This window comes from uncultured Brevundimonas sp. (assembly GCF_963974615.1).
GTDB lineage: Bacteria > Pseudomonadota > Alphaproteobacteria > Caulobacterales > Caulobacteraceae > Brevundimonas.
In genome coordinates this window covers 110,482-135,106 of record NZ_CAXBDH010000005.1, presented here as the reverse complement: position 1 = coordinate 135,106, position 24,625 = coordinate 110,482, and the positions used below count along the sequence as shown (strand labels likewise).

The window sequence follows — 24,625 nt, the reverse complement described above, 5'->3', positions numbered from 1 at the left end:
GGGCCTCGATGACCCAGCTCTCCGCCGTCACCGATTTGATTTCCGAACGGATGGTGCCGTTCCCCCGCCCCCATTTCCTGTCCGCCGGCGATCTCAACGCCCAGACCGCGCGCGATCTGCTGGATCTGGCCGACGCCTTCGTCGCCCTGAACCGCTCGACGGCCAAGACGCTGGACCTGATGCGCGGCCGCACGGTGATGAACCTGTTCTTCGAGAACTCGACCCGCACCAGCGCCTCGTTCGAAATCGCCGCGCGCCGGCTGGGGGCCGATGTCGTCACCATGAGCCCGCGGACATCGTCCGTGGCCAAGGGCGAGACCCTGATCGACACCGCCGTGACCCTGAACGCGATGAAGCCCGATATCCTCGTGGTCCGCCACGGGGCTTCGGGGGCCGCCGACCTGCTGTCGCAGAAGGTCGGGTGTGCCGTGGTCAATGCCGGCGACGGCCGTCACGAGCATCCGACACAGGCCCTGCTGGACGCGCTCAGCCTGCGCCGCGCCCTCGGTGACATCGGCGGCCTGACCGTCGCCATCTGCGGCGACGTCGCCCACAGCCGCGTGGCCCGCTCCAATGTCGCCCTGCTGTCGATGCTGGGGGCACGGGTTCGCCTGATCGGCCCCGCAACCCTGGTGCCCGGCGATGCCGACCGCTGGGGCTGCGAGATCTTCCACGACATGCGCGAGGGCCTGAAGGGCTGCGACGTGGTGATGATGCTGCGCCTGCAGCTGGAACGGATGGAGGGGGCGCTGATCCCGTCGACCCGCGAATATTTCCGCTTCTGGGGTCTGGACCGCGAGAAACTGTCCTGGGCCAATCCGGGAGCGAAGGTCATGCATCCGGGGCCGATGAACCGCGGCGTCGAGATCGATTCCGAGATCGCCGACGACCTGACCGTGTCCCTGATCCAGGACCAGGTCGAGATGGGGGTGGCCGCCCGCATGGCGGTGCTGGCCGCCCTGTCCGCCCGCCTCGACGGAGCCGCACAATGAGCGTCCTGGCCATCACCAATGCCCGCCTGCTGGACCCCACCAGCGACTATGACGGTCCGGGCACGGTCCTGATCGAGAACGGCAGCATCGTCGAAGTCGTGCGCGGGGCCACGACCGGACTGGCGAACGGCATCGAGACCATCGACGCCGGCGGGGCCTGTCTGTCGCCCGGCCTGATCGACATTCGCGTCAAGACCGGCGAACCCGGGGCCGAACCCCGCGAAACCCTGAAGTCAGCCAGCCTGTCAGCCGCGGCCGGGGGCGTGACCACCATCGTCATCCAGCCGGACACCGACCCCGCCGTCGATGATCCGGCCATGGTCGACTTCATCCTGCAACGCGGCGCGGCGCTGAATCTGGTCAATGTGCGCACGGCCGGAGCCGCCACCCGGGCTCTGGACGGTCAACGCATGGCCGAGATCGGCCTGATGGCCGAGGCCGGAGCCCTGTATTTCACCGACAGCGACCGGACCATCGTCAACACCCGCACCCTGCTGCGGGTCATGAGCTATGCCGCCGCCTTCAACGCCCTGATCGCCTGTCGCCCCAGCGAGCCCTGGCTCAGCGAGGGTACGGTGGCAACCTCGGGCGAACTGGCCACCCGCCTCGGCCTGTCGGCCGTGCCCGCCATCGCCGAACGGATCCAGCTGGACCGCGATCTGGCCCTGGTCGAACAGACCGGCGTGCGCTTTCTGGTCGACCAGATCTCGACCGAAGGGGCGCTGGAAAGTCTGGCCCGGGCCCGGGCCCGTGGCCTGGAGGTCGCCGCCTCGGTGTCGATCAACCACCTGTGTTTCAATGAACTCGACATCGGCGAGTACCGGACCTTCTACCGGCTGGATCCGCCGCTGCGTCCCGAAAGCGATCGCCAGGCCCTGATCGAGGCCGTGCGCGACGGCCTGATCGACGTCATCACCTCGGCCCACACACCGGCTCCGGCCGAGGACAAGCGTCGCCCCTTCGCCGAGGCCGCACCCGGGGCCGTCGGCCTCGAGACCCTGCTGCCCGCGGCCCTGACCCTGCATCACGAACATGGACTGGACCTGCTCGACGTCCTGCGCCCCCTGACCCAGGGACCGGCGACGCTGCTGGACCTCGAGGCCGGGACCCTTGTGGCTGATGCGCCCGCCGATCTGATCCTGTTCGACCCCGGGGCTCCGGTCGTCGTCGATGCCGATACGCTGAAGTCCAAATCCAGAAACTCGCCGTTCGACGGCCGTCGCCTGCAAGGGCGGGTCTTGCTCACCCTCGTCGGTGGACGCATCATCCACGACGCACGCCGGACGGGAACATAATATCTTGCAGGACCTGGTTGCTCCGACCCTTCTGACGCTCGCCCTCGTGGCGGCCGGTGGCTATCTGCTGGGCTCCATTCCGTTCGGCGTGGTCATCACCCGCGCGGCCGGTGCCGGGGATGTCCGGGCCATCGGCTCGGGCAATATCGGCGCAACCAATGTCCTGCGCACCGGTCGCAAGGACCTGGCCCTGGCCACCCTGCTGCTGGATGCCGGCAAGGGGGCCGCGGCCCTGTTGCTGGCCCGCTGGCTGTTCCCGGGCGTGCCGGCGCTGGCCGCCATCGCCGGCGGCGCGGCCTTCCTCGGTCACCTGTTCCCGATCTGGCTGGGGTTCAAGGGCGGCAAGGGGGTCGCCACCTTCTTCGGCCTGCTGCTGGCCGCCTGGTGGCCGCTGGGCCTGCTGGCCGGAGCCTGCTGGCTGATTGTCGCCTTCGTGTTGCGCTTCTCGTCGCTGGCCGCGCTCGTCGCGGCCGCGCTGGCCCCGATCTTCGCCACCCTGACCATCCCGGCCCTGGGCCTGCCCGCCCCGGCCCCGATCCTGCTGCTCTCGACCTTCACCGCCATCCTGATCTGGATCCGTCACCATCAGAACATCGCCCGGCTGCTGAAGGGGACCGAGCCCCGGCTGGGCACCCGGAAGACGTGAGCCCGCCGGACGAGGCGGAGCGGTTCGACCGGCTGCGGCTCGCCCGCACCGGACGGGTCGGCCCGGTCTCGTTCCGGCAACTGCTCGACCGGTTCGGCAGCGCCGGTGCCGCGCTGGAGGCCCTGCCCGACATGGCGCGCCGCGCAGGCGGTCAGGCCTGCGTCGTGCCCCCGGTCAGCCGCATCGAGGCAGAGATAGCCGCCGGAGCCGATGCCGGAGCCACCCTGCTGGTGCTCGGCGACGCGGCCTTTCCCGCCACCCTGGCCGCCACCGATCCGCCGCCGCCGGTGCTGTGGACGCGAGGTGACGTCGAGCTGCTGTCGCGGCCCTGTGTCGCTGTGGTCGGGGCGCGCATCGCCTCGGCCGGGGGGCTGCGGATCGCCCGGGGGCTGGCCGGTCAGCTGGGCGAGGCCGGGCATGTGGTGGTCTCGGGTCTGGCCCGGGGCATCGACAGCGCCGCCCACGCCGGGGCCCTGCCGACCGGGACAGTGGCTGTGCTCGGCGGAGGGGTCGACGACGTCTATCCGCCGGAGAATGCCGAGCTTTACGATCAGATCGTCGAGCGTGGCTGTATCCTGTCGGAAAGTCCGATGGGGGCCCGGGCCCAGGCCCGTGACTTCCCGCGTCGCAACCGTCTGATCTCGGGCCTGTCGCGCGGCGTGATCGTCGTCGAGGCCGAATTGCGCTCGGGCTCGCTGATCACCGCCCGGCTGGCGGCGGAACAGGGCCGCGACGTGTTCGCCGTGCCCGGATCGCCGCTGGACCCGCGCTCGAAGGGGCCCAATGAATTGCTGCGTCAGGGCGCGATCCTGTGCGAGGGGATCGAGGACATAGAGCGCGCCTTCGACACCCTGCGCCAGCTGGACGAGCCCGCGGCCGACAGCCCGTTCGGGGGCGGAACCGACGGGGTCGATGCGGCCCTGATCGAGCGGATCGCAGCCCTGCTGTCCCCGACCCCGACCCCGCGCGACGAACTGGCGCGGGCCGTGAATGCCCCGGTCGGCGCGGTCGCCGCTGCCCTGCTGGAGCTGAGTCTGGCCGGACGCGCCACCCTGCTTCCGGGAGGCCTGGCCTCGCTCTGACCGCCCTTCCCACCCCGCTTCCGGGACCCGGTTTCAGATGGCCGATTGACACGGGCCGTCCGGCCAACCACGTTCCCGGCCCCTTTCCGAGAACCCGTCCATCATGAATCTCGTCATTGTCGAAAGCCCCGCAAAGGCCAAGACCATCAACAAATATCTGGGACCCGAGTTCGAGGTTCTGGCCTCCTACGGCCATATCCGCGACCTGCCGTCGAAGGACGGATCGGTGCTGCCCGATGACGATTTCGCCATGTCGTGGGAGATCGATGCCCGCGCCTCCAAGCGGATGTCCGAGATCGCCGAGGCCGCCAAACGCGCCAGCCGCGTCATCCTCGCGACCGACCCCGACCGCGAGGGTGAGGCCATCAGCTGGCATGTGCTCGAGGTCCTGACCAAGAAGAAGGCGCTGAAGGACACCCACGTCGAACGGGTCACCTTCAACGCCATCACCAAGAACGCCGTGCTCGAGGCCATGGCCGCGCCGCGCCAGCTCGATATGGAACTGGTCGAGGCCTATCTGGCCCGCCGCGCGCTCGACTATCTGGTCGGTTTCACCCTGTCACCGGTCCTGTGGCGCAAGCTGCCGGGGGCCCGCTCGGCCGGTCGGGTCCAGTCGGTCGCCCTGCGGATCGTCGTCGATCGCGAGATGGAGATCGAGAAGTTCAAGGCCCAGGAATACTGGTCGGTCGAGGCCGATCTGGCCGCCGACAGCCCGCCCTTCACCACCCGGCTGGTCAAGCATCTGGGCAAGCGCATCCAGCGTCTCGACATCCCGTCGGAGGCCGTGGCCTTCGCCGCCCGCGACGCAATCAACTCCGGCCAGTTCACGATCAAGTCGATCGAGAAGAAGCCGATCAAGCGCAGCCCGGCCCCGCCCTTCACGACCTCGACCCTGCAGCAGGAAGCCAGCCGCAAGCTGGGCTTCACCGCCCAGCGCACCATGCAGGCGGCGCAGAAACTGTATGAGGGCGTCGACGAGACCGGCGGTCTGATCACCTATATGCGGACCGACGGCCTGTTCGTCAGTCCCGAGGGCATCGCCCAGGCCCGCGAGGTCATCGCCGACCGTTTCGGCCCGGCCTTCGTCCCGTCCGAGCCGCGCTACTACAAGACCAAGGTCAAGAACGCCCAGGAGGCCCACGAGGCCATCCGTCCGACCAATATCACCCGTGCGCCGGACACCCTGCGGCTCGATGGCGACCTGCAGCGGCTGTACGAGCTGATCTGGAAGCGGATGGTCGCCTCGCAGATGGAATCGGCCCGCATCGACCGCACCACGGTCGACGTCGAAACCCCGGACGGCCAGACCGGCCTGCGCGCCACCGGCCAGGTGGTGACCTTTGACGGCTTCCTCGCCGTCTATGAGGAAGGCCGCGACGAACGCCAGAAGGGCACCGAGACCGACGAGGACGACGACTCCACCCGTCTGCCGTCCCTGAAGGAAGGGGCCACGGCCAAGGTCGAGGCTGTGCGCGCCGACCAGCATTTCACCGAGCCGCCGCCGCGCTTCTCGGAAGCCACGCTGGTCAAGAAGCTGGAAGAGCTCGGCATCGGCCGGCCGTCGACCTATGCCTCGATCCTGACCACCCTGCGCGACCGCGAATACGTTCGCACTGACAAGAATCGCTTCTATCCCGAGGACAAGGGCCGGCTGGTCACGGCCTTCCTCGAGCAGTTCTTCAGCAAATGGGTCGAATACGATTTCACCGCCGCCCTCGAGACCCGTCTCGATGAGGTCTCGGCCGGCAAGCTGAACTGGAAGGTGCTGCTGCGCGAATTCTGGACCGACTTCCACGTCGCCACCCAGGCCGCCGGCGAGCTGCGCACCACGGCCATTCTCGACGCGCTCAACGAGTCGCTGGGCCCGCACATCTTCCCGGCCCGGGAAGACGGCGCTGACCCGCGCGAATGCCCACTGTGCAAACAGGGGCAACTCAGCCTGAAGACCAGCCGCTTCGGGGCCTTTGTCGGCTGTTCGCGCTATCCGGACTGCAAATTCACCCGGCCGGTGGCTGCGCCTGACGCCGACGGCGGCGGCGCGGAAGGCGGAGATCGCGACCTGGGTGTCGACCCGGTCACGGGCCAGCCGGTCAATCTGAAGATCGGTCGCTTCGGCCCCTATGTCGAAACCACCCCGCCGGGCGAGGAAAAGCCGAAACGCTCGTCCCTGCCCAAGGGCTGGTCACCGGCGTCCCTGACGCTGGAGCAGGCCCTGCGCCTGCTGGCCCTGCCGCGCGAGGTCGGGGAACACCCCGAGGACGGCAAGATGATCACCGCCGGCCTCGGCCGCTACGGGCCCTTCGTCCTGCACGCCGGGACCTATGCCAATGTCGCCGACATCGACGAGGTGTTCGAGGTCGGGCTCAACCGCGCCGTGGTCCTGCTGGCCGAGAAACGGGCCGGCAAATTCGGTGGCCGCGGAGCCGCCATGGCCCCGCTGAAAGACCTGGGGGCCCACCCCGAGACCGGCGATCCGATCCATGTCATGGCCGGCCGCTTCGGCCCCTATGTCAAATCGGGCAAGATCAACGCCACCCTGCCCAAGGGCACCACGCCCGAGGACCTGACGCTGGAGCAGGCCCTGCCCCTGATCGCCGCCAAGGCGGCCGCCGGGCCGAAGAAGAAGGCTCCGGCCAAAAAGGCGGCCCCGAAGAAGCCCGCGGCGAAAAAGCCGGCGGCCAAAAAGTCGGCCGCGAAGAAACCAGCAGCGAAGAAGCCGGCGACGAAAAAGGCCGCAGCCGCGGACTAGATCACGGTCACTGGCCTGGCCATAGCCGGGCCAGAACGGCGGGCAGCAGACCGGGCAGATCTTCCGCGATCAGGCCCGGGCCGAACCCGGCCGCGGCCTCGGCGTGGATCCACACGGCCGCACAGGCCGCCTCGAAACTGTCCATACGCTGGGCCAGCAGGCCGCCGATCATCCCGGCCAGCACATCGCCGGTTCCGGCAGTGGCCAGCCAGGGCGAGCCGTTGCCGTTGACCTCAATCCGGCCGTCCGGGGCGGCGATCACCGTCTCGCGCCCCTTCAGCACCACCACGGCCCCGGCCGTTGCCGCCGCGTCCCGCGCGGCCTGCAGGCGACCCTTTTCGAGAAGACCGGGAAACAGACGTTTGAACTCCCCCTCGTGCGGGGTCAGCACATCGTCCCGGTCCAGCAGGGCGAACAGATCGGCGGGCCAGCCCTCGAACACCATCAGCCCGTCGGCGTCGATGACCAGCGCCGCCCCGGTCCCGGCCAGGGCGTGGATATTGGCTACGGTGGCATCATTGATTCCGGCCGCCGGCCCGACCACGACCGCGTCCATGCCGTCGACCAGTTCGGCCAGCACCTCCGGGTCGGCGAAGGGTTTCAACATCACCGCCTCAACCGCCGGGGCCAGCACCGCCACGGCCTCGATCGGACACAGCAGGCTGACCACACCCGCCCCGATCCTCAGCCCGCCGCGGGCGGCCAGCCGTGCCGCCCCGGTCTGGCCGGCGCGGCCGCTGACGACCCCTAGCCGACCCCGCGCGTGTTTGTGCGTATCCGGCCCCGGCCACGGCATCGCCGCCCGCCAGTCGTGGGGTGTTTTGTCACCGTCCATCAATGTTTTCCGATCACGGATGACGACAAAAGCGAAAAGAGGCTTGCCTTATTGTGCAATGCAATGTCCCCTTGCTGCCCGAGTGACGGGGCCATTCGCAAGCCCGTCCCGGGGTCGCCATGAAGAAGATTGAAGCCGTCATCAAGCCGTTCAAGCTCGATGAAGTGAAGGAAGCGCTTCAGGATGTGGGCGTGCAGGGCATGACCGTTCTGGAGGCCAAGGGCTATGGTCGTCAGAAAGGCCATTCCGAACTCTACCGCGGAGCCGAATACGTTATCGACTTCCTTCCAAAGATAAAAATCGAGGTTGTGGTTCCCGACGACATGGCTCCGGCCGTGGTCGAGGCCATCCAGACCGCCGCCCGCACGGGCAAGATCGGCGACGGCAAGATCTTTGTCTCCGACGTGTCCGAAGTCATTCGCATCCGTACCGGTGAGACCGGCCCCCAGGCCGTCTGAACCGTCCCCCGCCGCCCTGTCAGGACGGTGTCTGCCCTTTCTCCCCCCTACGAACAGGAATTCGATCATGAGCGCCGGCAAGATCCTCAAGGAGATCAAGGACAAGGACGTGCGTTACGTCGACCTCCGTTTCACTGACACCAAGGGTCGACTGCAGCACATGACCTTCGACATCGACCTCGTCGACGAGGAGTTCCTCGAGGAGGGCACGATGTTCGACGGCTCGTCGATCGTCGGCTGGAAGGCCATCAATGAGTCCGACATGCTGCTCAAGCCGGACCTGACGCGCGCCTATATCGACCCCTTCTACCAGCAGACGACGATGTTCCTGTTCTGCGACGTGCTGAACCCGGACACCAACGAGCCCTACAACCGCGACAGCCGCTCGATGGCCAAAAAGGCCCTGGCCTTCGTCCAGTCCTCGGGCGTCGGCGACCAGGTGTTCTTCGGCCCCGAAGCCGAGTTCTTCATCTTCGACGACGTGCGCTGGAACACCGCCGCCCACGACACCGGCTACGCCTTCGATTCGATCGAGCTGCCCGCCAACACCGGATCCGAATATTCCGAAGGCAATATGGGCCATCGCCCGGGACCTAAGGGCGGCTATTTCCCGGTCAATCCGGTCGACAGCGCCCAGGACCTGCGCGGCGAGATGCTGGGCGTGATGAAGGAACTGGGTCTCGACCCCGAGAAGCACCACCACGAGGTCGCCCCGGCGCAGCACGAGCTGGGTCTGAAATTCAACGACCTGCTGACCATGGCCGACCGGCTGCAGCTCTACAAATACGTGATCCACAACGTCGCCGCCGCCTACGGCAAGTCGGCCACCTTCATGGCCAAGCCCATGTACGGCGACAACGGCTCGGGCATGCATGTGCACCAGTCGATCTGGCGCGACGGCAAGCCGCTGTTCGCCGGTGACAAATACGCCGGACTGTCGGACATGTGCCTGTGGTATATCGGCGGCGTCATCAAACACGCCAAGGCCATCAACGCCTTCGCCAACTCGACCACCAACTCCTACAAGCGCCTGGTACCCGGTTATGAAGCCCCGGTGAAGCTGGCCTATTCGGCCCGTAACCGCTCGGCCTCGATCCGTATCCCGCACGTGTCCTCACCCAAGGCCAAGCGTATCGAGGCGCGCTTCCCCGACCCGATGGGCAACCCCTATCTGACCTTCGTAGCCCTGCTGATGGCCGGTCTGGACGGGATCGAGAACCGCATTGATCCGGGCGCACCCGCCGACAAGAACCTCTACGACCTGCCGCCGGAAGAGCGCGGCAACATCCCCGAGGTCTGCGGCAGCCTGCAGGAGGCCCTCGACAACCTCGACAAGGACCGGGCCTTCCTCAAGAAGGGCGGCGTCATGGATGACGACTTCATCGACAGCTATATCGCGCTGAAGAAGGAAGAGGTGCTGCGCCTGCAACTGCACCCGCATCCTGTCGAATTCGACATGTACTACAGCTGCTGACCGGCGGCTGAGCGACACGAAAAGGCCCCGGACGGTTTCCCGTCCGGGGCCTTTCTAATTCAGCCCGCCCTCAAGGGGGCGGTCGGGGTATCGATCTAGCGTTTTGTCTCGATCGAAATGCCGTTCTTGTCGGCCCGGACGGTCGTGGAGTCCTGGGTCACCGGCTGGCCGTCACGGTATTCGATCACGACCGGCGGTGTCGGGGCCGGCTGGGCTTCAACGATCGTGTGGGTCACCGTGTCCGCCGGGGCCGCAGCCTGGGGCTCAGCCGGCTGGGTGCAGGCTCCGGTTCCGAGGGCAACGGCGGCGAGCGAGGCGGCGACGATCGCGAAATGGCGAGGGTTCATGGCTGGACTCCTGGAGAATGATGTCCAGCAAGAACGGTCAAGCTCGACGTCGGTTCCGCTCAGGCCCGTTCCCCGGCCGCGCCGACCTTCCGCTTGCGCAGCTCGATAATCCGCACGCACCAGAGGAAGACCGTCCCCTGGTTCTTCGTTGAAGCATACCCCTGGGTCACAGTTTCAGGATTGCGCTCAATGATTGTATTATGCAACCTCCCGTATGGGGACTGATCCCCTGAGGAGCAAATGAGATGGTCAATTCATTGAAAGCCAGACTCGCGAGCCTGGCCGCCTTGAGTCTGATTTTCGCAGCGACGACGGCACCAGCGGCGACGCCGATGCTGGCTGACTCCTGTCTGCAAATCTGCTGGAATACCTGCACCGCCATATGGGGCAGCAACTACAGTGACGAGCTGCAGGAGTGCCTGACGCTGTGTACCGAGTTGAACTGCCAGGCCTGATCCGGGTCGGGAAGGAACCGAACCCGGTTCCTTCCTCCCGCACGCCTACCTATCGGCCGGGCCGGCCTTCCGCTTGCGCAGCTCGATAATGCGTACACACCAGATGCTGACCTCGTAGAGCAGCACCAGCGGCACGGCCAGCATCAGCTGGCTGACTGGATCGGGCGGGGTGACCACGGCGGCGACCACCACCACGGCCACGACCGCATAGCGCCGGCCCTGGGCCATCATCTTCGAATTGACGATCCCGGCCAGCCCCAGCAGCGTCATCACCACCGGCAGCTGGAAACACAGGCCGAAGGCCAGCAGCAGGGCCGTCACCAGGCTCAGATAGTCCGACACCTTGGGCAGAAGCTCGGCCGAGACCCCGCCGCCGGCGATCTGCTGGCTGAGCGAGAACCACATAACGAACGGCAGCATGACGAAATAGACCAGGGCTGTACCCAGCAGGAACAGCAGGGGCGCGGCGAACAGGAAGGGCAGAAAGGCCCCCTTTTCGTTGCGGTACAGGCCCGGGGCCACGAACCGGTACATCTGCCAGGCCAGAACCGGGAACGACACGATGAAGGCCCCGAACCCGGCCAGCTTCATCTTGGTGAACAGGATCTCCAGCGGGGCTGTGTAGATCAGCTTGACCATCTGGCCGTCGACGATCGGCAGCGCCTTCAGACCGGCCGTGCCCAGGATCAGGTCCAGCGGCGACACATGGGTGCCCGGGGCCAGACTCTGGTGGAAGGCCGCCGCCACGGCGAACGGCTTGACCAGAAAGATGTACAGGGGCTCGGCAAAGGCGAAACAGCCGATGAAGCCGATGACGAAGGCAATAACGCAGATCAGCAGCCGCCCGCGCAGCTCAATCAGATGATCCATCAGCGGCGCACGCGAGGCCTCGATCTCGTCCTCGTCGCGGTCGGGGGCGCTCACGGGTCCACCTTCCGGCTTCGGGCCGTCCGCGGTCTGGCGGCAGCCCTGGCCCTGGACGCCGTCGTCCGCTTCGCCCCGGACGTCCCCGCCGCCTTGGTCGTTGCCTTGGGCGCGGAGGCCTTGGTGGCCTTCACGGCCCGGGGTTTCGCCTTGGTTCTGGTCTTGGCTTTGGCCTTGGTCGGGGCCTCGACTTCCAGTGGCGTCATCGCCGGTCCGGCGTCGGGCCACTCATCGGGAGCGGACAGCATCGACGGGACTGGAGGCGGTGTCAGGCCGGAGTCCAGATCCCGGCCAATGTCACGAAAGGCCGCGTCGGCGTCGGCTCCCAGCGCATGAATGCCCTGGTTGGTCCGCAACGCCTCGACCTCCTTGCGCAGCTCGTCCAGCTCGGACTGGCGCGCCATCTCGTCGAAGCTGGCACGGAATTCATTGGCCATGCCGCGCGCCTTGGCCATCAGCTTGCCCAGCTTGCGCATCAGCACAGGCAGGTCCTTGGGCCCCACCACAAGCAGTGCCACCAGGCCGATCAGAAGAATTTCAGTGCCACCGAGACCGGGGCCGAGACCACCCATGCGTCAGACTCCGACGTTCATGGGACTAGTTCTTCAGGTCTTCTTTTTCGGCATCGGTCCGCGGCAGCGAACTGGTACCGCCGGACGGACCGGCCTTGTCGTCGTCGTCCTTGAGCCCGTCCTTGAACGCCTTCACGCCCTTGGCCGCATCGCCCATCAGGCCCGACAATTTGCCGCGCCCGCCGAACAACAGGGCCACGACGATAATCACGATGGCCCAGTGCCAGATGCTCAAACTGCCCACGTAACGCTCTCCTCAGACGGACCAACCCGGCCCGCATCAAACCTGTCCCGCCATATAGGCCACCTGATGGCGCCACGCCAAGAGAATGCCGCGTCAGGTCGCCGCGCTGTTGGCTCGAACCCACGCGGCGAGCGCGTCAATGTCGATCTCTCCGGCCGCGACGGCCTGCATGGTCCGGATCGCCTCCACCGGGTCCGGCTCGAGCGGCGCGCCGTTCAGGGCCAGGAACAGGATCAACGCCTGCCAGGCCGCGCGCTTGTTGCCGTCGACGAACGGGTGATTCGACGCCACGCCCACCGCATAGGTCGCGGCCAGCACAGCCAGACTGGTCTCGTTGTCGTAGAGGCGACGATGCATCGGGCGCTGCAGGGCCGAGTCCAGCAAGCCCTCATCACGAATACCAGCCGGGCCGCCATGCAGGGCCAACGTGCGGTCGTGCAGGGCAATCAGCGCGTCCTTCTCGAGCCAGACAGGCTCGGGCGGGCTCATTTGGCCAGGGCGCGGAACACGTCGCGATGCGCATCCATCAACCGTTCGCCCAGCGCGATCTGCTGCTGGACCTTGTCATCATAGGCCGTGACCCGCATGGAGCCGTCCGGGGCCCGGGTCAGATACAGGGTGTCGCCCTTGCCCGCGCCGAGTTCGGTCAGGGCTTCCTTCGGCAGGACGACGCCGACGGAATTTCCGACCTGGGTAATCTTGAGCGCAATCATGGCTGGCCTCGTTTCCAACGCTCTATATAACATTCGTTATAACGAAATGCGAGTTCCCGCTTGTCTCACGTGATCATCCACACCGACGGTGCCTGCAAGGGCAATCCAGGCCCCGGCGGCTGGGGCGCGATCCTGCAGACCGGCCAGGGCCACGAGAAGACCCTGTGGGGCGGCGAGGCCCTGACCACCAACAACCGCATGGAACTGACCGCCGCCATCATGGCGCTGGAGGCCCTGTCGTGCCCCTGCAAGGTCGAGCTGCACACCGACAGCAAATATGTGATGCAGGGCATCGACCAGTGGATCCACGGCTGGAAGGCACGCGGCTGGAAGACGGCGGACAAGAAGCCGGTCAAGAACGAGGACCTGTGGAAGCGGCTCGACACCGCCCGCGCGCGGCACAATGTCCACTGGCGCTGGGTCAAGGGCCACTCGGGCCACGAACTGAACGACCGCGCCGACGCCCTGGCCAACCGCGGCGTCGACGAGGTGCTGGCAGCGAAGCGGGGTAGGCTTCAGACTCATAAGCCCGAGTGACCGTCGCGTAGAGACGAGCAGGACGACGGCGCGACCCTTTAACCCAAGCCTGCACGAGGACTGAACCCTTGGTCCTTGGCGCTGAGTCAAAGCCGTAATGTTCGAATAGTGCTTGCTTGAGGGCCCTCACCTAGAGCCTTCACTTGGGTTGCGTGAACCATTGCAACTTTCTCGCTTAAGGAGAGTTACGTCGTTGCACGGGCGGCCTCATGCCGCTCGAAAACCGAGCATGAATGAGGACCTGCGCAATGACACGGCATGAACCCTGGATTGGTGCGATTGTCGGAAGCCTTGTCGTCATGGGTTGCGCTGCACCGGTGCCAACATCGGGAAACACGATGAGCGAGACAACGTCGATGGCGAGACGCACTGCGCAAAATCCACACCCCGTGTTCCTCCGCCAAGGCGACAACGATCTGGCACCCTCTGTCGGAAGCACAATGCGTGGGACTCTGGCCCTTTCGCCGGAAGGCTGCCTGTATCTCTCCAGCCGTGGTGAGCGCTGGCTCATCATATGGCCTCCGGAAACGACGCTCTCGGTCAGCGGCGAGGAGGTGGTCCTGACCGACAGCAACGGTCGCCGCGTCATGATCGGCGACGATCTCGAACTCGGCGGGACCGGCTCTCCCCCCCCAAGCGTCAGCACAATTCACGGCGTGACCATTCCACAGGGGTGCCGAGCGATGAACGCCTTCCTCGTCAACAGACTCGGCGTTCGAAAGGTTTGACATGCGACGTCCCCATCATATCCGCCGGACGACGGTTGTCGTTCTCGCGACGATAGCAATGGTGGGCGCGGGCACCACCCGCGCCCAAGAGTCGAGCCCCGACCTCGCCAAGGATGTCGCGGCGATCGCTACGGCCCAAGGACTTTCGACCGAAGAGGTCAATCGGCGTCTGGAGCTCCAAGCCCAAGTCGCAGAACTTGAAGCCAGACTCAAATCCGATCCAACATTTGGCGGACTCTATATCGACGCCTCGCCATCATCTTACCGCGTCGTCGTGAAGTTCACGGCCAACCCATCCGCCAAGGTTTCGGCGCTTGTAACCGATCCTTCCTTATTAGCTGTGGTGCAGGCAGAAACAGCTCTGGTCCCGCTGTCGCAGCTCGAAGCGGCGCAAGAAAGCCTCCTCACTCTCTTCGCCACTTTGCAGCAGGATACGGGTATTCGCATAGACGTCCGAGAAGGTGCCGTGATCGGCTTGGTCCGAAACCCCACGCGGGTCGCTCCCCTGGTCGAGACACTGGAGCTCAGTCGACTGATCAGATTGCAGCGAGAAACCCAATTTCCACTGGCTACGGTGGCCATTAAGGGCGGGCAGACCTCGACCAACCTCCGATTCGACGGAACATCGGGCGGGTGCACGACGGCCTTTGGAGTCAGCGGCAGTGGCATCACCGGAGTTAGCCAAGCAGGACATTGCGTCCAGCTTCAGCCCGGCGGAAGCTGGACGGGCACCACCGTCACGACTCAGGGGGCATCCCTAACCACCCGTAATGCTCTGTGGGATTCAACGCGGGATTTCATGTGGGCGGCAGGCACCGGTCATTCCGGCACCAATCTCTTCTATGATGGGCAAGGCGATCGTGCCGTCACCTCGACCGCGACGGCCCTCCCCGCGAACGGTTCGACCATGTGCAAGTATGGCAGATCAACCGGATACGCCTGCATCCTCGTCACCAACAACAGTTACCGCGGCACGGATGCCGCTGGAAATATCATTGGCCCGATTGTCGAGCTCGGCGGCACATCGGGCAACATCGCCCAGTGTGGCGACAGCGGTGGCCCAATTTTCCTTGGCAATCAGGCGCATGGCATAACATCGCGAGGCGACGTCAACGGACAATGCCAAGGTGGTTCACGGCTATACTATATTCCCATCAGCCGAATCTCAGGCTTGGGCGTAACAGTGCTGACGCAGTAAAAGCCCGTGCCCGCCGTGATCCGGACCACGACGATCCCGTTCGCAGCACACAGGAAATGCCGTTGATGACCTAACGGTCGTACACTCTTCCCACCCCTTGCGGTTTGCGCGGCAGCAACGGCTCAATCAGCCGTCACTCCCGCCAACTGTGCGGGTTCAGAGCCTAGATCCCCCGCACCTTCAGCATCGGGCCCGCCACTGATTCGACGATAACGGTCTCGCCGGCCAGGAGCTGGCTGCCTTCGATCTGGCGCGGCAACATCAACGCCTCGACGTCCCGGATGCCGAGCTTGATGTGAACATACAGCCGACCGCCCGGTGAAGCGCCGTCGGGAAACCGGTGACATTTGGAACGGATCGGATCCATCCCGCCTCCCGCCCTCCAGGAGACAAGGTATGTCGCCACATCGATCGAACCGTAGTTCGACGAACGTCGTACCTGTAAATTTGACTCTCCCACAACCTTGATATGCAATTGGCTCCGACGCGAAGGGGCCATGTCGAAGGTTTCAGATTGAGTCAGACATGACAGATGAGGTTCCAGTCGAGGCGAAACGGTTCCGGACCGACTGCGGCCTCAATATCGCCGGTAGCGACGCAGTAACGACGTGCCTCAGCCGAACCTCCCGGCCCCCTGATGGCGAGTGGCCGCCACCAACACACCTGTGCCGCCATTGATACCAGAGCTTACCCCGGCTCTCGGGCGAGAGAGCGACCTTGAAGTGGAAACACACCATGGTGCGAGCTGTTAGAACCCCACGCCAGTCCTCCGCGGGCATGACCGCCAATCAGATACGCGTGGCCATCTACATCCTGATCGGACTGCTCGGCCTCTACGTGGCCCCTCTCGTGGCGGCCGCCGGGCCGGCATTGTTCGGCACCCTTACCGGTGAGACGGGCCCGGGCAAGCTGCTCCTGATGTTGATGACCGACGATGGTCCATATGGCCAATCTTCTGCTCTCATGACGCCGCTGATTGCGGGCCTCACGGTCGCGACACTGTGGTCACGGACGAACCGGCGTTGGGCCTACACAGCTATTGCAGTGTCCGTGACCGGGGTGCTGGCTGCCGTAATCCTCTGGTACGGACTGAGCGACCCGTTAGCCGCGGAGGCCATGTGGTTTCGCGCGTCGCCGGGAGTCGACAGCGCAGAAGCCTTCGGTATCCTTAAAGATCGTTTTCTGGGTGGGGCGATTGTTGCCCTGGCGACAGTCGTCGGCGTACTCTTGGGACTTCGTGCAGCAGATACGGATGACGGCGATGATTAGATATCATCTCGGTCTGATTGCAGCCGTAATCGCGTGCGGCCTCGCAACGAATACTCATGCTCAGACGCCGCCTCAATTCCAGGTAATCGTCAAGGTGTTCAATAATCCCGGTAAAAAAATACCGGAGACTGTGATCTATGACGATGGTGGGTCCCAACGCATCTTCACTGCCAATGACACTGGGCGGTTCCAGTTTTCGGTACCTATTCCAACTGCCGCGACCACGGCACGTGTCACTATCGGCGATGCGGAGGGTCAGAACGCCTATAACGACACCATCGTTCTGGCTCCACAACACGGTCGAAACGGACGTTCGGTGATCATCCGGCTGGACCATCGGATAACTGCCAAATGCAGCCACAACACACTTAAGTTGCTCGAAGAGGGCGATCCCAGCGTCGATCGTGTGCTGGCCAACTACTTCGCAATTCGACGAATTCGCTACATGAACAACTGCAAACGGCCGGAGCATCAACGGCGTGTTCTGGAGACCTGGTATCGCCTGAGCCTTCGGATAAACAGGGGCGAACCGGTGTTTGCGGTCGATCCGAATGCGGAACGAGAACTTACCCGGCAAGACCCCCAACTTCTGAACCGGATCCGGAACCAGGAACTTGGCTGAAGAGGAAATGCCGGGCCAAGCCCGACAAGAAGCGCGACACCGGTTGTCCGGTCGCTTTCGCCCTCGACACGTTCGGTGACCGGTGGAGCCTCATCGTCATTCGCGACATGGCGCTCAGAGGCTTCACGACCTATGGCGAGTTTCTCGGCGGCCGCGAAGGTATCGCCACCAATGTCCTGGCTGACCGGCTGCGTACACTTGAGGCGGAAGGCATCATCACCCGTGCCCGCGACCCCGGGAACCACCGGAAGATCAATTACACCCTGACCGCCAAGGGCTGTGATCTGGTACCGGTCGTCCTGGAGATGATCCGCTGGAGCGCGAAATACGACCCTGCGACACAGACAAACAAAAATGTCCTGAACCGCATCAAGACCGATCGTGACGGGTTCACGGAGGAAATCAGGGCAAGGTTTCAGCGGTAACGGGGTCAGAAAGGCCTGGTCCCGGTGATGCTTGCAGAGGCCCCGACACCGGGACGACGGAACCCGACCTTTGACCCGGGTGGAACGCCCTCACATCCCTGAACGTGTCAGCTTCACGCGCGCCCTGTGAGCCGCGACCTTGGCGCGGTTGCCGCAGACCGCCGGGCTGCACCAGCGCCGACGGTGACCCCTGGTGCGGTCATAGAACCATAAAGTGCAGGGTGGATTTTCGCACTGGCGGACCAGACGGAAGTCCCCCTCGCAGAGAAGGTCAGCCATGGCCGCTGCGACGGGCGCGAGCAACTCGCCCGGATCGCGCCAACGCCGCCCGGTGAAAAGGCGCAAGTGCCCGCCCTCGTCCACCGGCTCGATCCACTGGAAGACCGCATCACGCGCGAGCACACTGTTGAGTCGTTCCACGTCCTTGACCCCAGGCACATTGGGCTCGCCAGCGCTGGTACGCGCGACGACACCCCGGAACCATTCGCGAAATTCGATGGCTTCCTCCGCCACCCTGTCCAGGTCCGCGGGTGGCCACTCCGTCGCAATGCGCGTGGCGTCGTTCCGGTCAAGCGTTCCGGTACCCACCAGCCAGTCCAGAAAGTCAGGGCCGGTTCCAATCCACTCGATCATCGCACCCCGTGGAGCAGCGGTCGTGTTCAGAAAATCGAGAGCGAGATGATCGCCGACCTGCATCGGCGGCGGTCGACTGTTTGCGGCCGGCCCGAAAGCGGCACGGCCGGGAGGAGGAAAGGTCGGCATGCGTGTAAATAACCAGATAAATGCCGGTTGACAAGTTACATATTATGTAACCTATTATTTGATGCTTAATTAGTTACAAACCCACCCTGCCTCGGGATTCTCATGACCACACATCCCCCTGCCGCCTCCGTCGACGGCTCTGTTCGGGGTCCGGGGCAAGAATGTCCCCTTCGGGCCGCAGGCGGAAACGGTCGGACACGACCCGCGGGGCACAAGGATAATTCCCGATGAATCTCCTCAGCCTCTTTCGAAGGAAACAGCCCATGATCAAAACCATCCTCATCACCGGCGCGTCGAGCGGCTTTGGCCGGGACACCGCCGAAACGCTCGCCACTGCCGGACACAAGGTCTTCGCGGGTGTTCGCGACCTCGCCGGCCGCAACCGTGCGGTCGCCGGCGAACTGCGTGCCAGAGGAATCGAGACCATCGAGCTCGACGTCACGAGCGATGCCAGCGTCAACACCGCGGTCGCCACACTGCTCACCAAATCGGAGGGCAGGCTTGATGTGGTGATCAATAATGCCGGCATCGCCTCGGCGGGCGTGTCGGAAAGCTTTACGCCCGAACAGCTGCGTGACCTGTTCGAGGTCAATGTCTTCGGCGTCCAGCGCGTGCTGCGCGCGGTGCTGCCAACACTGCGCGAACAGGGCGATGGCCTCGTCGTCAACATCGGCTCGATCCTCGGCCGCGTGACCTTCCCCTTCTTCGGTCTCTATGGCGCGTCGAAATTCGCGCTCGAGGCGCTCTCCGACAGTTATCGCTATGAGCTGTCCCAACTCGGCGTCGATGTCGTGCTGGTTCAACCCAGCGCCTATCCGACCAACATGTATGCGGCGATCCAGCAGCCCGTCGACCCTGCACGCGGCACGGCCTATGGCGAAATCGGTGCCATCCCGGGCAAGATGTTTGAAACCTTCATGGGGATGTTCGCCGCCGCCGACGCGCCCAACCCGCACGACGTCGCCGAGGCCATAGCCAGGCTGGTCGCCGCGCCCAGGGGACGACGCCCCGACCGCGTCGTGGTCGGCCAGGCTTTCGGGTCTGACGCGGTCAATATCGCCGTCGCCCCCGTCCAGCGCCAGGTCGTCGACGGTCTGGGACTCGGTGCGCTCGCGGCCCTCGCCGGACGCCAGACGGCGTAGACGACGGGCCTCCTCCAGATCGGCGGCCTTGCCGCCTGCCCCCCCTGACCCAGGAGAATGCCATGTCACCGCTGGATACAGTCAAAGCCTTTTATGTTGCGCTCGGTCGCGGCGATGTCGCCGCTGTCATCGCGCTGCTCGATACTCCGCTCGAATGGACCGAGGCCGAGGGATTTCCCTACCATGCCGGCACGTGGCGCAGTCCCCAGGCCATCGTCGACGGCCTGTTCGTGCCTCTCGCCCGCGACTGGGACGATTTTTCGGCGCGCGCGGAATCGTTCGTCAGCGAAGGAGGCGAAGTGGTGGCCTTCGGTACCTACGGCGGCACCAACCGCACGACGGGGCGGATACTCGACGCGCGGTTTGCCCATCTTTGGCGCGTCGCCGACGGACGCATCAACCGCTTCGTCCAGTACACTGACACCGCCCTCGTCCAGGCGGCGACAAGGGTCTGATCGCAATGGGCCCGGTGCGTGGAGCCGACAATTCGGGTGCGCCCGATTGAAAGCCCCGCGCCCCTGCTGTTCTCGAGCAAGGCGGCCGACCACGACGTCGGTACGAAAGCGGCCAGGGTCCGCTTGAAGTCGAAGGTTGTCGGGACGCGCCCTAGACCCCCCGCACCTTCAGCATCGGGCCCGCCACTGATTCGACGATGACGGTTTCGCCGGCGAGGGGCTGGCTGCCTTCGATCAGGGCCGGCCATTCTGATCCCGAGATGAAGACCCGGCCGCGGCCGCCGACGAAGGCCTCGACCACCTGGGCCTTGAGCCCGACCAGACGCAGGTCGCGGTCATTGATGTCCGGCGAATCGGTCGGATTGACGCGCTGGATCAGGCGCCGCGACAGCAGGGTCGAGGCCACGGTCAGGGCGGCGAATATGCCCAGTTCAACGCCGAAGCCGAGCCGCAGACCCAGCGCCGTCAGCACGGCCACAACGCCGGCCGAGACGGCGGGCCACAACAGCCATTCGGTCGAGAAGGCCGACTCGACCGCCAGCAACAGGACGCCGAGGCCCAGCCAGATCCAGAACGGCTGGGCCACATACAGATCGATGATCGGGGTCATGACCTACTCCGTTGACGGCACCGAACCGCCGGGGCGGCGCGGGGCGCGGGGCTGGGCCGGCGGGGCCGACCGGGGGGTGGCCGGAGCCGGGGCCGGGGCAGCCTCGCGACGCCCCTGGGACTGGGACGCCTGCTGACCACGGGCCAGACCGACCAGTTCGCCGATCCCGGCGATGGAGCCGACCAGCGCCCCCATTTCGGCCGGAACGATGACCGTCTTGGCCGTCGTGTTGCGGGCCAGTTCGCCGAAGGCCTCGACGTATTTCTGGGCGACGAAATAGTTGATGGCGTTGACGTCACCGGCGGCGATGGCGTTGGACACCATCTCCGTCGCCTTGGCCTCGGCCTGGGCCAGACGCTCACGCGCCTCGGCGTCGCGCGAGGCAGCTTCCTTGCGGCCCTCGGCCTGCAGGATGGCCGATTGCTTGGCCCCCTCGGCGCGGGCGATGGCGGCCTGTTTCTCGCCCTCGGCCTCGGTGATGACAGCACGGCGCTCGCGCTCGGCCTTCATCTGCCGCGCCATGGCGTTGGTGATGTCGACCGGCGGGGTCAGGTCCTTGATCTCGATGCGGTTGACCTTGACGCCCCACGGCTCTGTGGCGGCGTCTATAACCGTCAGCAGGCGCGAATTGATGTTGTCGCGCTGGAACAGCACCTCATCCAGGTCCATCGAACCGACCACGGTCCGCAGGTTGGTCGAGCACAGCTGGGTGATGGCATAGGGCAGGTTCTCGACCCGATAGGCGGCAGCGGCCGCATCCATCACCTGGATGAAGACAATGGCGTCGACCTTCACCATGGCGTTGTCCTTGGTGATGACCTCCTGCTGGGGCACGTCCAGGACCTGCTCCATCATGTTCATGCGCCGGCCCGTGCGCTCGATAAACGGGGCCAGAAAGGTGATGCCGGGCTTCAGGGTGCGGGTGTAGCGTCCGAAGCGTTCGATTGTGAATTCACGGCCTTGCGGCACGATCTTGACCACGCTGAACAGCAGTACAATGGCCAGAACCACCAAGGCGATAGCGAAATAACTCATGTCGTCCTCCAGTTGCGACCAAGGGTATCCCCCGGGCGACGGCCACGCTACCGAAACCGGATCGGACAAAGATGACATCGCCGTAATGAAGTGGGCCGACTCCCTTGGCACCGGCTCGAGTTTCCTCGCGTCACGCGCCGGGGTGATGCCAACCCGTTATGGTTTTCCGACGAGTCGCAGGCGGTGCCCTCCGGGCCTACTGCGTCAGTCCCGAGGGGCCGTTCGCTTCGCCACGGGCCTGCCGTCGGGTTTCAAGCACGACCATGATGATGATGACCACCAGGAAGATAACGCTCGTCCACGTCGAACCCAACGCGAGCCCTCCATCATGCCGCGACTGGGACAGAAGGTCTCCGGTCGAGGCTCCCAACGGGCGGGTCAGGATGTAGGCCGCCCAGAACGCCAGGACGGCGTCTATCTTCAGGAAACGCCAGGCGGCGTAGACCATGGCGATCAGCGCCAGGAACAGGACGACAGACCAGGCGTAGCCCAGACCCAGTTGCTCACCGATGAGATCGCCGGCCGACGTGCCGAGCGAGAACGTGAACAGGATCGCAGCCCAATAGAACAGCTCACGCCGTGTCGTCGTGATCGTGTGCACCGACAGGGTTCGCTCGACAACGTACCAAATCCCGAAAACCACCGCGAGCGCTGCGGCGAATAGCGCCGAGGACACCCCCAGGCTTACGCCAAGATTATCAACGAGATTGTCGGATATCAGGGTGCCGACCACACTGATCAGGACCACGACAAGCCAGTACACGGCAGGGATATAACGACGCGTCCACAGCTGGATAACGAGCGCCACGACCAACAGCACGGCCATCAGGCCGGACGTGGCCAGCAGACCCATCTTCAGGGTCATGTTGAGATAGTCGGCAGCGGTTTCGCCAACCGTCGTCGCAAGCGTTTTGATAAGCCAGAAGATGACCGTGACGGCCGGAACCTTGTTCAGCATGCTTTTCACTGGGGATTCCGTTCGTTTTACGCGCCGGCTTTCGAGGCCCAAGCCCAACCTCTACTCGCTATGATCCCTGCTCAACAGGCCTGTTACGCAAGCCCGATGAGGCCGCTCAACGTCCCGGGCTGGAATTGCCGCCCGCCCGCCGGACCGCCTCGGCGATGACCCGCCGGGTCTCGGACCAGCTGACCAGGCGGTCGACATCCGCCAAGGGCACGAACCGCGCTTCCAGCGCGTCATCCCCGGCCACCGGCTCGCCCGAGAGCCAGCGCGCCGCATAATCGATCAGTACATAGTGGCGGCCGGAGTCGGGAAAGATGCCGTCGACCACATCGATCAGGCCGGTGAGCTCGGCCGTAACCCCGGTTTCCTCGCGCAGTTCGCGCAGGGCCGCGTCCATGACCCGCTCGCCCGGCTCGACCCGCCCGCCCGGCAGGCTCCAGCTGCCCACCATCGGCGGCGTACCACGCCGGATCAGCAGCACCTGCTCGCCGCGCAGGCAGACAACGCCGACGGCGGGCACGGGGGGAGGCAAGGTGGATGTCATCCCTCTCCTCTAGCCCGTCATCCCCGGCCCTGTCGCCTTGATCACGGTCCGGACTGGCGCAAGCCGCCGGGCCTTGGCACAACAGACGCATGGCCTCCCCCTCGCCCGCCGCGCTCGCTGCCCTGAAGTCCGCCCTCGGTGACGGCGGCTGGACCGACGATCCGTCCGAGATCACGCCGTGGCTAAGCGAATGGCGCGGTCGCTGGAACGGTCACACGCCGCTGATGCTGATGCCGCGCTCGACGGCCGAGGTCGCCCGCGCCGTGGCTGTCTGTGCCGAACACGGCGTCGCCGTCGTGCCCCAGGGTGGCGACACCGGTCTGGTCGGTGGCCAGATTCCGTTCGGCGAGGTGCTGCTGTCGACCCGCAGGCTGCGCACGGTGCGTGACGTCACGCCGCTGGATGACGCGATGACGGTCGAGGCGGGCGTGACCTTGCTGGAGGCGCGTCAAGCCGCCGCTGCCGTCGACCGCATGTTTCCGCTCAGCCTCGCCGCCGAGGGCACGGCCACCATCGGCGGGGTCATCTCGACCAATGCCGGCGGCACGGCGGTGCTGCGTTACGGCGTGATGCGCGATCTGGTGCTGGGCATCGAGGCGGTGATGCCCGACGGTCAGGTGTTCAACGGCCTGAAACGGCTGCGCAAGGACAACACCGGCTATGACCTGAAACAGCTGTTGATCGGGGCCGAGGGCACGCTGGGGGTGGTCACCGCCGCCACATTGAAGCTGTTCCCGGTGATGCGCAGCCGGGCCACGGCCGTGGTCGGGCTCGACAATCCGGCCGCCGCCATCGACCTGCTGGCCCGGGCCAAGGCCGAGACCGGCGGCGGGGTCGAGGCTTTCGAGCTGATGAAGCGGATCGGCATGGACCTCGTGCTGGCCAATATCCCCGACACCCGCGACCCGCTGGAGTCCGCCCCGCCCTGGTCCGTGCTGATCGAACTCGTGTCAGGCGAGCCGGGTGCGGCCGATGCGGCGATGGAGCGGCTGCTGACCCACGCCTTCGAGACCGGCCTGATCATCGACGCCGCCCTGGCCCAGAACGACGCCCAGCGCGTCGCCTTCTGGAAGGTGCGCGAAGAACAGTCCGCGGCCCAGAAGCCCGAGGGTGGCGGCTGGAAGCACGACGTCTCCGTGCCCGTGTCGCGCATCGCCGAGTTTCTGGAAGAAGCCACGGCCGCGGTCGAACGCTTCCACCCCGGGGCCCGGGTCAGCGCCTTTGGCCACGTCGGCGACGGCAACCTCCACTATGATGTGATGTGCCCCAAGGGTGGCGACCACGCCGCCTTCATCGCCCGCTGGGCCGAAGGCTCGCAGATCGTCCACGACATCGTCGCGCGCTACGACGGTTCGATCAGCGCGGAACACGGCCTCGGCCGGCTAAAGACCGATGAGGCCCGGCGCTACAAGTCGCCGCTGGAGATCGCCACCATGCAGGCCATCCGCCGGGCCATCGATCCGCAGCGGATCATGAACCCGGCGGTGCTGTTCTAGAGCCGGAACCCGATCCGGACATCGAGCGTACCAGCAGGTCTAGAGACGGAGA

At 65.5% G+C, this 24,625-nt stretch carries 30 protein-coding genes; 17 read left to right on the top strand and 13 right to left on the bottom strand.

Annotated features, from left to right (window positions below; all coding sequences use genetic code 11):
- Nucleotides 1–8 precede the first annotated feature (8 nt).
- The 5 genes from AAC050_RS04900 to topA all read left to right on the top strand — a co-directional run bounded on the left by AAC050_RS04900 (nt 9) and on the right by topA (nt 6,764).
- Nucleotides 9–992 (top strand): aspartate carbamoyltransferase catalytic subunit, encoded by a 984-nt coding sequence (locus AAC050_RS04900; RefSeq protein ID WP_339913939.1) that lies wholly within the window; start codon nt 9–11, stop codon nt 990–992.
- Nucleotides 989–2,287: a dihydroorotase gene (pyrC, locus tag AAC050_RS04895; RefSeq protein ID WP_339913938.1), complete on the top strand. Its 1,299-nt coding sequence runs from the start codon at nt 989–991 to the stop codon at nt 2,285–2,287. The genes AAC050_RS04900 and pyrC overlap by 4 nt, the downstream gene beginning before the upstream one ends.
- Before the next feature lie 4 nt (nt 2,288–2,291).
- Nucleotides 2,292–2,933 carry a glycerol-3-phosphate 1-O-acyltransferase PlsY gene (gene plsY / locus AAC050_RS04890; protein WP_339913937.1) on the top strand — a complete coding sequence of 214 codons (642 nt, stop codon included), beginning with the start codon at nt 2,292–2,294 and terminating at the stop codon, nt 2,931–2,933.
- A complete protein-coding gene (gene dprA / locus AAC050_RS04885) occupies nt 2,930–4,015 on the top strand; it encodes a DNA-processing protein DprA (RefSeq protein WP_339913936.1) in 1,086 nt (361 codons plus the stop codon). The genes plsY and dprA overlap by 4 nt, the downstream gene beginning before the upstream one ends.
- 103 nt (nt 4,016–4,118) lie before the next feature.
- A complete protein-coding gene (gene topA / locus AAC050_RS04880) occupies nt 4,119–6,764 on the top strand; it encodes a type I DNA topoisomerase (protein ID WP_339913935.1) in 2,646 nt (881 codons plus the stop codon).
- A gap of 7 nt (nt 6,765–6,771) precedes the next feature.
- On the opposite strand, the gene AAC050_RS04875 is transcribed toward topA, so the two are convergent.
- Complete coding sequence (locus tag AAC050_RS04875) at nt 6,772–7,599, bottom strand: NAD(P)H-hydrate dehydratase (protein WP_339913934.1); 828 nt, start codon at nt 7,597–7,599, stop codon at nt 6,772–6,774.
- Between the two features lie 119 nt (nt 7,600–7,718).
- On the opposite strand from AAC050_RS04875, the gene AAC050_RS04870 reads away from it, so the two are divergent.
- Together AAC050_RS04870 and glnA are read left to right on the top strand one after the other, a co-directional pair.
- On the top strand, nt 7,719–8,057 hold the full coding sequence (locus tag AAC050_RS04870; protein WP_339913933.1) for a P-II family nitrogen regulator: 339 nt from the start codon (nt 7,719–7,721) through the stop codon (nt 8,055–8,057).
- Between the two features lie 67 nt (nt 8,058–8,124).
- Nucleotides 8,125–9,531 carry a type I glutamate--ammonia ligase gene (gene glnA / locus AAC050_RS04865; RefSeq protein WP_339913932.1) on the top strand — a complete coding sequence of 469 codons (1,407 nt, stop codon included), beginning with the start codon at nt 8,125–8,127 and terminating at the stop codon, nt 9,529–9,531.
- A gap of 95 nt (nt 9,532–9,626) precedes the next feature.
- Here glnA and AAC050_RS04860 read toward each other — a convergent pair whose 3' ends face one another.
- A complete protein-coding gene (locus AAC050_RS04860) occupies nt 9,627–9,878 on the bottom strand; it encodes a hypothetical protein (protein ID WP_339913931.1) in 252 nt (83 codons plus the stop codon).
- A 257-nt stretch (nt 9,879–10,135) separates the two neighbouring features.
- Here AAC050_RS04860 and AAC050_RS04855 point away from each other — a divergent pair, with 257 nt between their 5' ends.
- Nucleotides 10,136–10,333 (top strand): hypothetical protein, encoded by a 198-nt coding sequence (locus AAC050_RS04855; protein ID WP_339913930.1) that lies wholly within the window; start codon nt 10,136–10,138, stop codon nt 10,331–10,333.
- A 45-nt stretch (nt 10,334–10,378) separates the two neighbouring features.
- On the opposite strand, the gene tatC is transcribed toward AAC050_RS04855, so the two are convergent.
- The 5 genes from tatC to AAC050_RS04830 all read right to left on the bottom strand — a co-directional run bounded on the left by tatC (nt 10,379) and on the right by AAC050_RS04830 (nt 12,786).
- Nucleotides 10,379–11,257: a twin-arginine translocase subunit TatC gene (gene tatC, locus AAC050_RS04850; protein WP_339913929.1), complete on the bottom strand. Its 879-nt coding sequence runs from the start codon at nt 11,255–11,257 to the stop codon at nt 10,379–10,381.
- The gene (tatB, locus tag AAC050_RS04845) at nt 11,254–11,829 is read right to left on the bottom strand and encodes a Sec-independent protein translocase protein TatB (RefSeq protein WP_339913928.1); all 576 of its coding nucleotides are present in this window, start codon (nt 11,827–11,829) and stop codon (nt 11,254–11,256) included. The genes tatC and tatB overlap by 4 nt, the downstream gene beginning before the upstream one ends.
- 25 nt (nt 11,830–11,854) lie before the next feature.
- Nucleotides 11,855–12,073 (bottom strand): twin-arginine translocase TatA/TatE family subunit, encoded by a 219-nt coding sequence (locus AAC050_RS04840; RefSeq protein WP_339913927.1) that lies wholly within the window; start codon nt 12,071–12,073, stop codon nt 11,855–11,857.
- A gap of 93 nt (nt 12,074–12,166) precedes the next feature.
- A complete protein-coding gene (locus AAC050_RS04835) occupies nt 12,167–12,562 on the bottom strand; it encodes a type II toxin-antitoxin system death-on-curing family toxin (RefSeq protein ID WP_339913926.1) in 396 nt (131 codons plus the stop codon).
- On the bottom strand, nt 12,559–12,786 hold the full coding sequence (locus AAC050_RS04830) for an AbrB/MazE/SpoVT family DNA-binding domain-containing protein (protein WP_339913925.1): 228 nt from the start codon (nt 12,784–12,786) through the stop codon (nt 12,559–12,561). The genes AAC050_RS04835 and AAC050_RS04830 overlap by 4 nt, the downstream gene beginning before the upstream one ends.
- A 60-nt stretch (nt 12,787–12,846) precedes the next feature.
- Here AAC050_RS04830 and rnhA point away from each other — a divergent pair, with 60 nt between their 5' ends.
- The 3 genes from rnhA to AAC050_RS04815 all read left to right on the top strand — a co-directional run bounded on the left by rnhA (nt 12,847) and on the right by AAC050_RS04815 (nt 15,249).
- Complete coding sequence (rnhA, locus tag AAC050_RS04825; protein WP_339913924.1) at nt 12,847–13,323, top strand: ribonuclease HI; 477 nt, start codon at nt 12,847–12,849, stop codon at nt 13,321–13,323.
- A 338-nt stretch (nt 13,324–13,661) separates the two neighbouring features.
- Nucleotides 13,662–14,051, top strand: coding sequence for a hypothetical protein (locus AAC050_RS04820; RefSeq protein WP_339913923.1), 390 nt, complete (start codon nt 13,662–13,664; stop codon nt 14,049–14,051).
- A gap of 1 nt (nt 14,052) precedes the next feature.
- On the top strand, nt 14,053–15,249 hold the full coding sequence (locus tag AAC050_RS04815; RefSeq protein ID WP_339913922.1) for a hypothetical protein: 1,197 nt from the start codon (nt 14,053–14,055) through the stop codon (nt 15,247–15,249).
- Between the two features lie 163 nt (nt 15,250–15,412).
- Here the strand turns inward: AAC050_RS04815 and AAC050_RS04810 are convergent, their stop codons facing one another.
- The gene (locus AAC050_RS04810) at nt 15,413–15,616 is read right to left on the bottom strand and encodes a hypothetical protein (protein ID WP_339913921.1); all 204 of its coding nucleotides are present in this window, start codon (nt 15,614–15,616) and stop codon (nt 15,413–15,415) included.
- Nucleotides 15,617–16,047: 431 nt separating this feature from the next.
- Between AAC050_RS04810 and AAC050_RS04805 the strand changes: the two genes are divergently transcribed.
- The 3 genes from AAC050_RS04805 to AAC050_RS04795 are packed head-to-tail and all read left to right on the top strand — an operon-like array spanning nt 16,048 to nt 17,565.
- Nucleotides 16,048–16,518 carry a hypothetical protein gene (locus tag AAC050_RS04805; RefSeq protein WP_339913920.1) on the top strand — a complete coding sequence of 157 codons (471 nt, stop codon included), beginning with the start codon at nt 16,048–16,050 and terminating at the stop codon, nt 16,516–16,518.
- On the top strand, nt 16,502–17,140 hold the full coding sequence (locus AAC050_RS04800) for a hypothetical protein (RefSeq protein ID WP_339913919.1): 639 nt from the start codon (nt 16,502–16,504) through the stop codon (nt 17,138–17,140). Before AAC050_RS04805 ends, AAC050_RS04800 begins: the two co-directional genes overlap by 17 nt.
- The gene (locus AAC050_RS04795) at nt 17,137–17,565 is read left to right on the top strand and encodes a helix-turn-helix domain-containing protein (RefSeq protein WP_339913979.1); all 429 of its coding nucleotides are present in this window, start codon (nt 17,137–17,139) and stop codon (nt 17,563–17,565) included. Before AAC050_RS04800 ends, AAC050_RS04795 begins: the two co-directional genes overlap by 4 nt.
- Nucleotides 17,566–17,655: 90 nt before the next feature.
- Here the strand turns inward: AAC050_RS04795 and AAC050_RS04790 are convergent, their stop codons facing one another.
- Nucleotides 17,656–18,261 carry an ABATE domain-containing protein gene (locus tag AAC050_RS04790; protein ID WP_339913918.1) on the bottom strand — a complete coding sequence of 202 codons (606 nt, stop codon included), beginning with the start codon at nt 18,259–18,261 and terminating at the stop codon, nt 17,656–17,658.
- Between the two features lie 329 nt (nt 18,262–18,590).
- Here AAC050_RS04790 and AAC050_RS04785 point away from each other — a divergent pair, with 329 nt between their 5' ends.
- Together AAC050_RS04785 and AAC050_RS04780 are read left to right on the top strand one after the other, a co-directional pair.
- Entirely contained in the window at nt 18,591–19,469 is an 879-nt protein-coding gene (locus AAC050_RS04785) for an SDR family oxidoreductase (protein ID WP_339913917.1), read from the top strand.
- Nucleotides 19,470–19,531: 62 nt separating this feature from the next.
- Nucleotides 19,532–19,924, top strand: coding sequence for a nuclear transport factor 2 family protein (locus AAC050_RS04780; RefSeq protein ID WP_339913916.1), 393 nt, complete (start codon nt 19,532–19,534; stop codon nt 19,922–19,924).
- Nucleotides 19,925–20,075: 151 nt separating this feature from the next.
- Here AAC050_RS04780 and AAC050_RS04775 read toward each other — a convergent pair whose 3' ends face one another.
- The 4 genes from AAC050_RS04775 to AAC050_RS04760 all read right to left on the bottom strand — a co-directional run bounded on the left by AAC050_RS04775 (nt 20,076) and on the right by AAC050_RS04760 (nt 23,077).
- Complete coding sequence (locus tag AAC050_RS04775; protein ID WP_339913915.1) at nt 20,076–20,534, bottom strand: NfeD family protein; 459 nt, start codon at nt 20,532–20,534, stop codon at nt 20,076–20,078.
- A gap of 3 nt (nt 20,535–20,537) precedes the next feature.
- Nucleotides 20,538–21,569, bottom strand: coding sequence for an SPFH domain-containing protein (locus AAC050_RS04770; protein WP_339913914.1), 1,032 nt, complete (start codon nt 21,567–21,569; stop codon nt 20,538–20,540).
- 196 nt (nt 21,570–21,765) lie between these two features.
- On the bottom strand, nt 21,766–22,527 hold the full coding sequence (locus AAC050_RS04765; RefSeq protein ID WP_339913913.1) for a hypothetical protein: 762 nt from the start codon (nt 22,525–22,527) through the stop codon (nt 21,766–21,768).
- Between the two features lie 115 nt (nt 22,528–22,642).
- Nucleotides 22,643–23,077 (bottom strand): NUDIX hydrolase, encoded by a 435-nt coding sequence (locus AAC050_RS04760; protein WP_339913912.1) that lies wholly within the window; start codon nt 23,075–23,077, stop codon nt 22,643–22,645.
- An 89-nt stretch (nt 23,078–23,166) separates the two neighbouring features.
- Between AAC050_RS04760 and AAC050_RS04755 the strand changes: the two genes are divergently transcribed.
- Entirely contained in the window at nt 23,167–24,573 is a 1,407-nt protein-coding gene (locus AAC050_RS04755) for an FAD-binding oxidoreductase (protein WP_339913911.1), read from the top strand.
- Nucleotides 24,574–24,625: the final 52 nt, after the last annotated feature.

Bases quoted from the DNA above. Each gene is read 5' to 3' on its own strand.
- AAC050_RS04835 (WP_339913926.1), bottom strand. From the start codon at position 12,562: ATGAGCCCGCCCGAGCCTGTCTGGCTCGAGAAGGACGCGCTGATTGCC.
- AAC050_RS04860 (WP_339913931.1), bottom strand. From the start codon at position 9,878: ATGAACCCTCGCCATTTCGCGATCGTCGCCGCCTCGCTCGCCGCCGTT.
- AAC050_RS04820 (WP_339913923.1), top strand. From the start codon at position 13,662: ATGAGCGAGACAACGTCGATGGCGAGACGCACTGCGCAAAATCCACAC.
- tatB (WP_339913928.1), bottom strand. From the start codon at position 11,829: ATGGGTGGTCTCGGCCCCGGTCTCGGTGGCACTGAAATTCTTCTGATC.
- AAC050_RS04800 (WP_339913919.1), top strand. From the start codon at position 16,502: ATGACGGCGATGATTAGATATCATCTCGGTCTGATTGCAGCCGTAATC.
- AAC050_RS04810 (WP_339913921.1), bottom strand. From the start codon at position 15,616: ATGGATCCGATCCGTTCCAAATGTCACCGGTTTCCCGACGGCGCTTCA.
- AAC050_RS04875 (WP_339913934.1), bottom strand. From the start codon at position 7,599: ATGGACGGTGACAAAACACCCCACGACTGGCGGGCGGCGATGCCGTGG.
- pyrC (WP_339913938.1), top strand. From the start codon at position 989: ATGAGCGTCCTGGCCATCACCAATGCCCGCCTGCTGGACCCCACCAGC.
- AAC050_RS04780 (WP_339913916.1), top strand. From the start codon at position 19,532: ATGTCACCGCTGGATACAGTCAAAGCCTTTTATGTTGCGCTCGGTCGC.
- AAC050_RS04765 (WP_339913913.1), bottom strand. From the start codon at position 22,527: ATGCTGAACAAGGTTCCGGCCGTCACGGTCATCTTCTGGCTTATCAAA.
- AAC050_RS04870 (WP_339913933.1), top strand. From the start codon at position 7,719: ATGAAGAAGATTGAAGCCGTCATCAAGCCGTTCAAGCTCGATGAAGTG.
- AAC050_RS04770 (WP_339913914.1), bottom strand. From the start codon at position 21,569: ATGAGTTATTTCGCTATCGCCTTGGTGGTTCTGGCCATTGTACTGCTG.
- AAC050_RS04790 (WP_339913918.1), bottom strand. From the start codon at position 18,261: ATGCAGGTCGGCGATCATCTCGCTCTCGATTTTCTGAACACGACCGCT.
- glnA (WP_339913932.1), top strand. From the start codon at position 8,125: ATGAGCGCCGGCAAGATCCTCAAGGAGATCAAGGACAAGGACGTGCGT.
- topA (WP_339913935.1), top strand. From the start codon at position 4,119: ATGAATCTCGTCATTGTCGAAAGCCCCGCAAAGGCCAAGACCATCAAC.
- AAC050_RS04755 (WP_339913911.1), top strand. From the start codon at position 23,167: ATGGCCTCCCCCTCGCCCGCCGCGCTCGCTGCCCTGAAGTCCGCCCTC.
- AAC050_RS04815 (WP_339913922.1), top strand. From the start codon at position 14,053: ATGCGACGTCCCCATCATATCCGCCGGACGACGGTTGTCGTTCTCGCG.
- AAC050_RS04785 (WP_339913917.1), top strand. From the start codon at position 18,591: ATGATCAAAACCATCCTCATCACCGGCGCGTCGAGCGGCTTTGGCCGG.
- AAC050_RS04900 (WP_339913939.1), top strand. From the start codon at position 9: ATGACCCAGCTCTCCGCCGTCACCGATTTGATTTCCGAACGGATGGTG.
- AAC050_RS04775 (WP_339913915.1), bottom strand. From the start codon at position 20,534: ATGACCCCGATCATCGATCTGTATGTGGCCCAGCCGTTCTGGATCTGG.
- AAC050_RS04830 (WP_339913925.1), bottom strand. From the start codon at position 12,786: ATGATTGCGCTCAAGATTACCCAGGTCGGAAATTCCGTCGGCGTCGTC.
- AAC050_RS04760 (WP_339913912.1), bottom strand. From the start codon at position 23,077: ATGACATCCACCTTGCCTCCCCCCGTGCCCGCCGTCGGCGTTGTCTGC.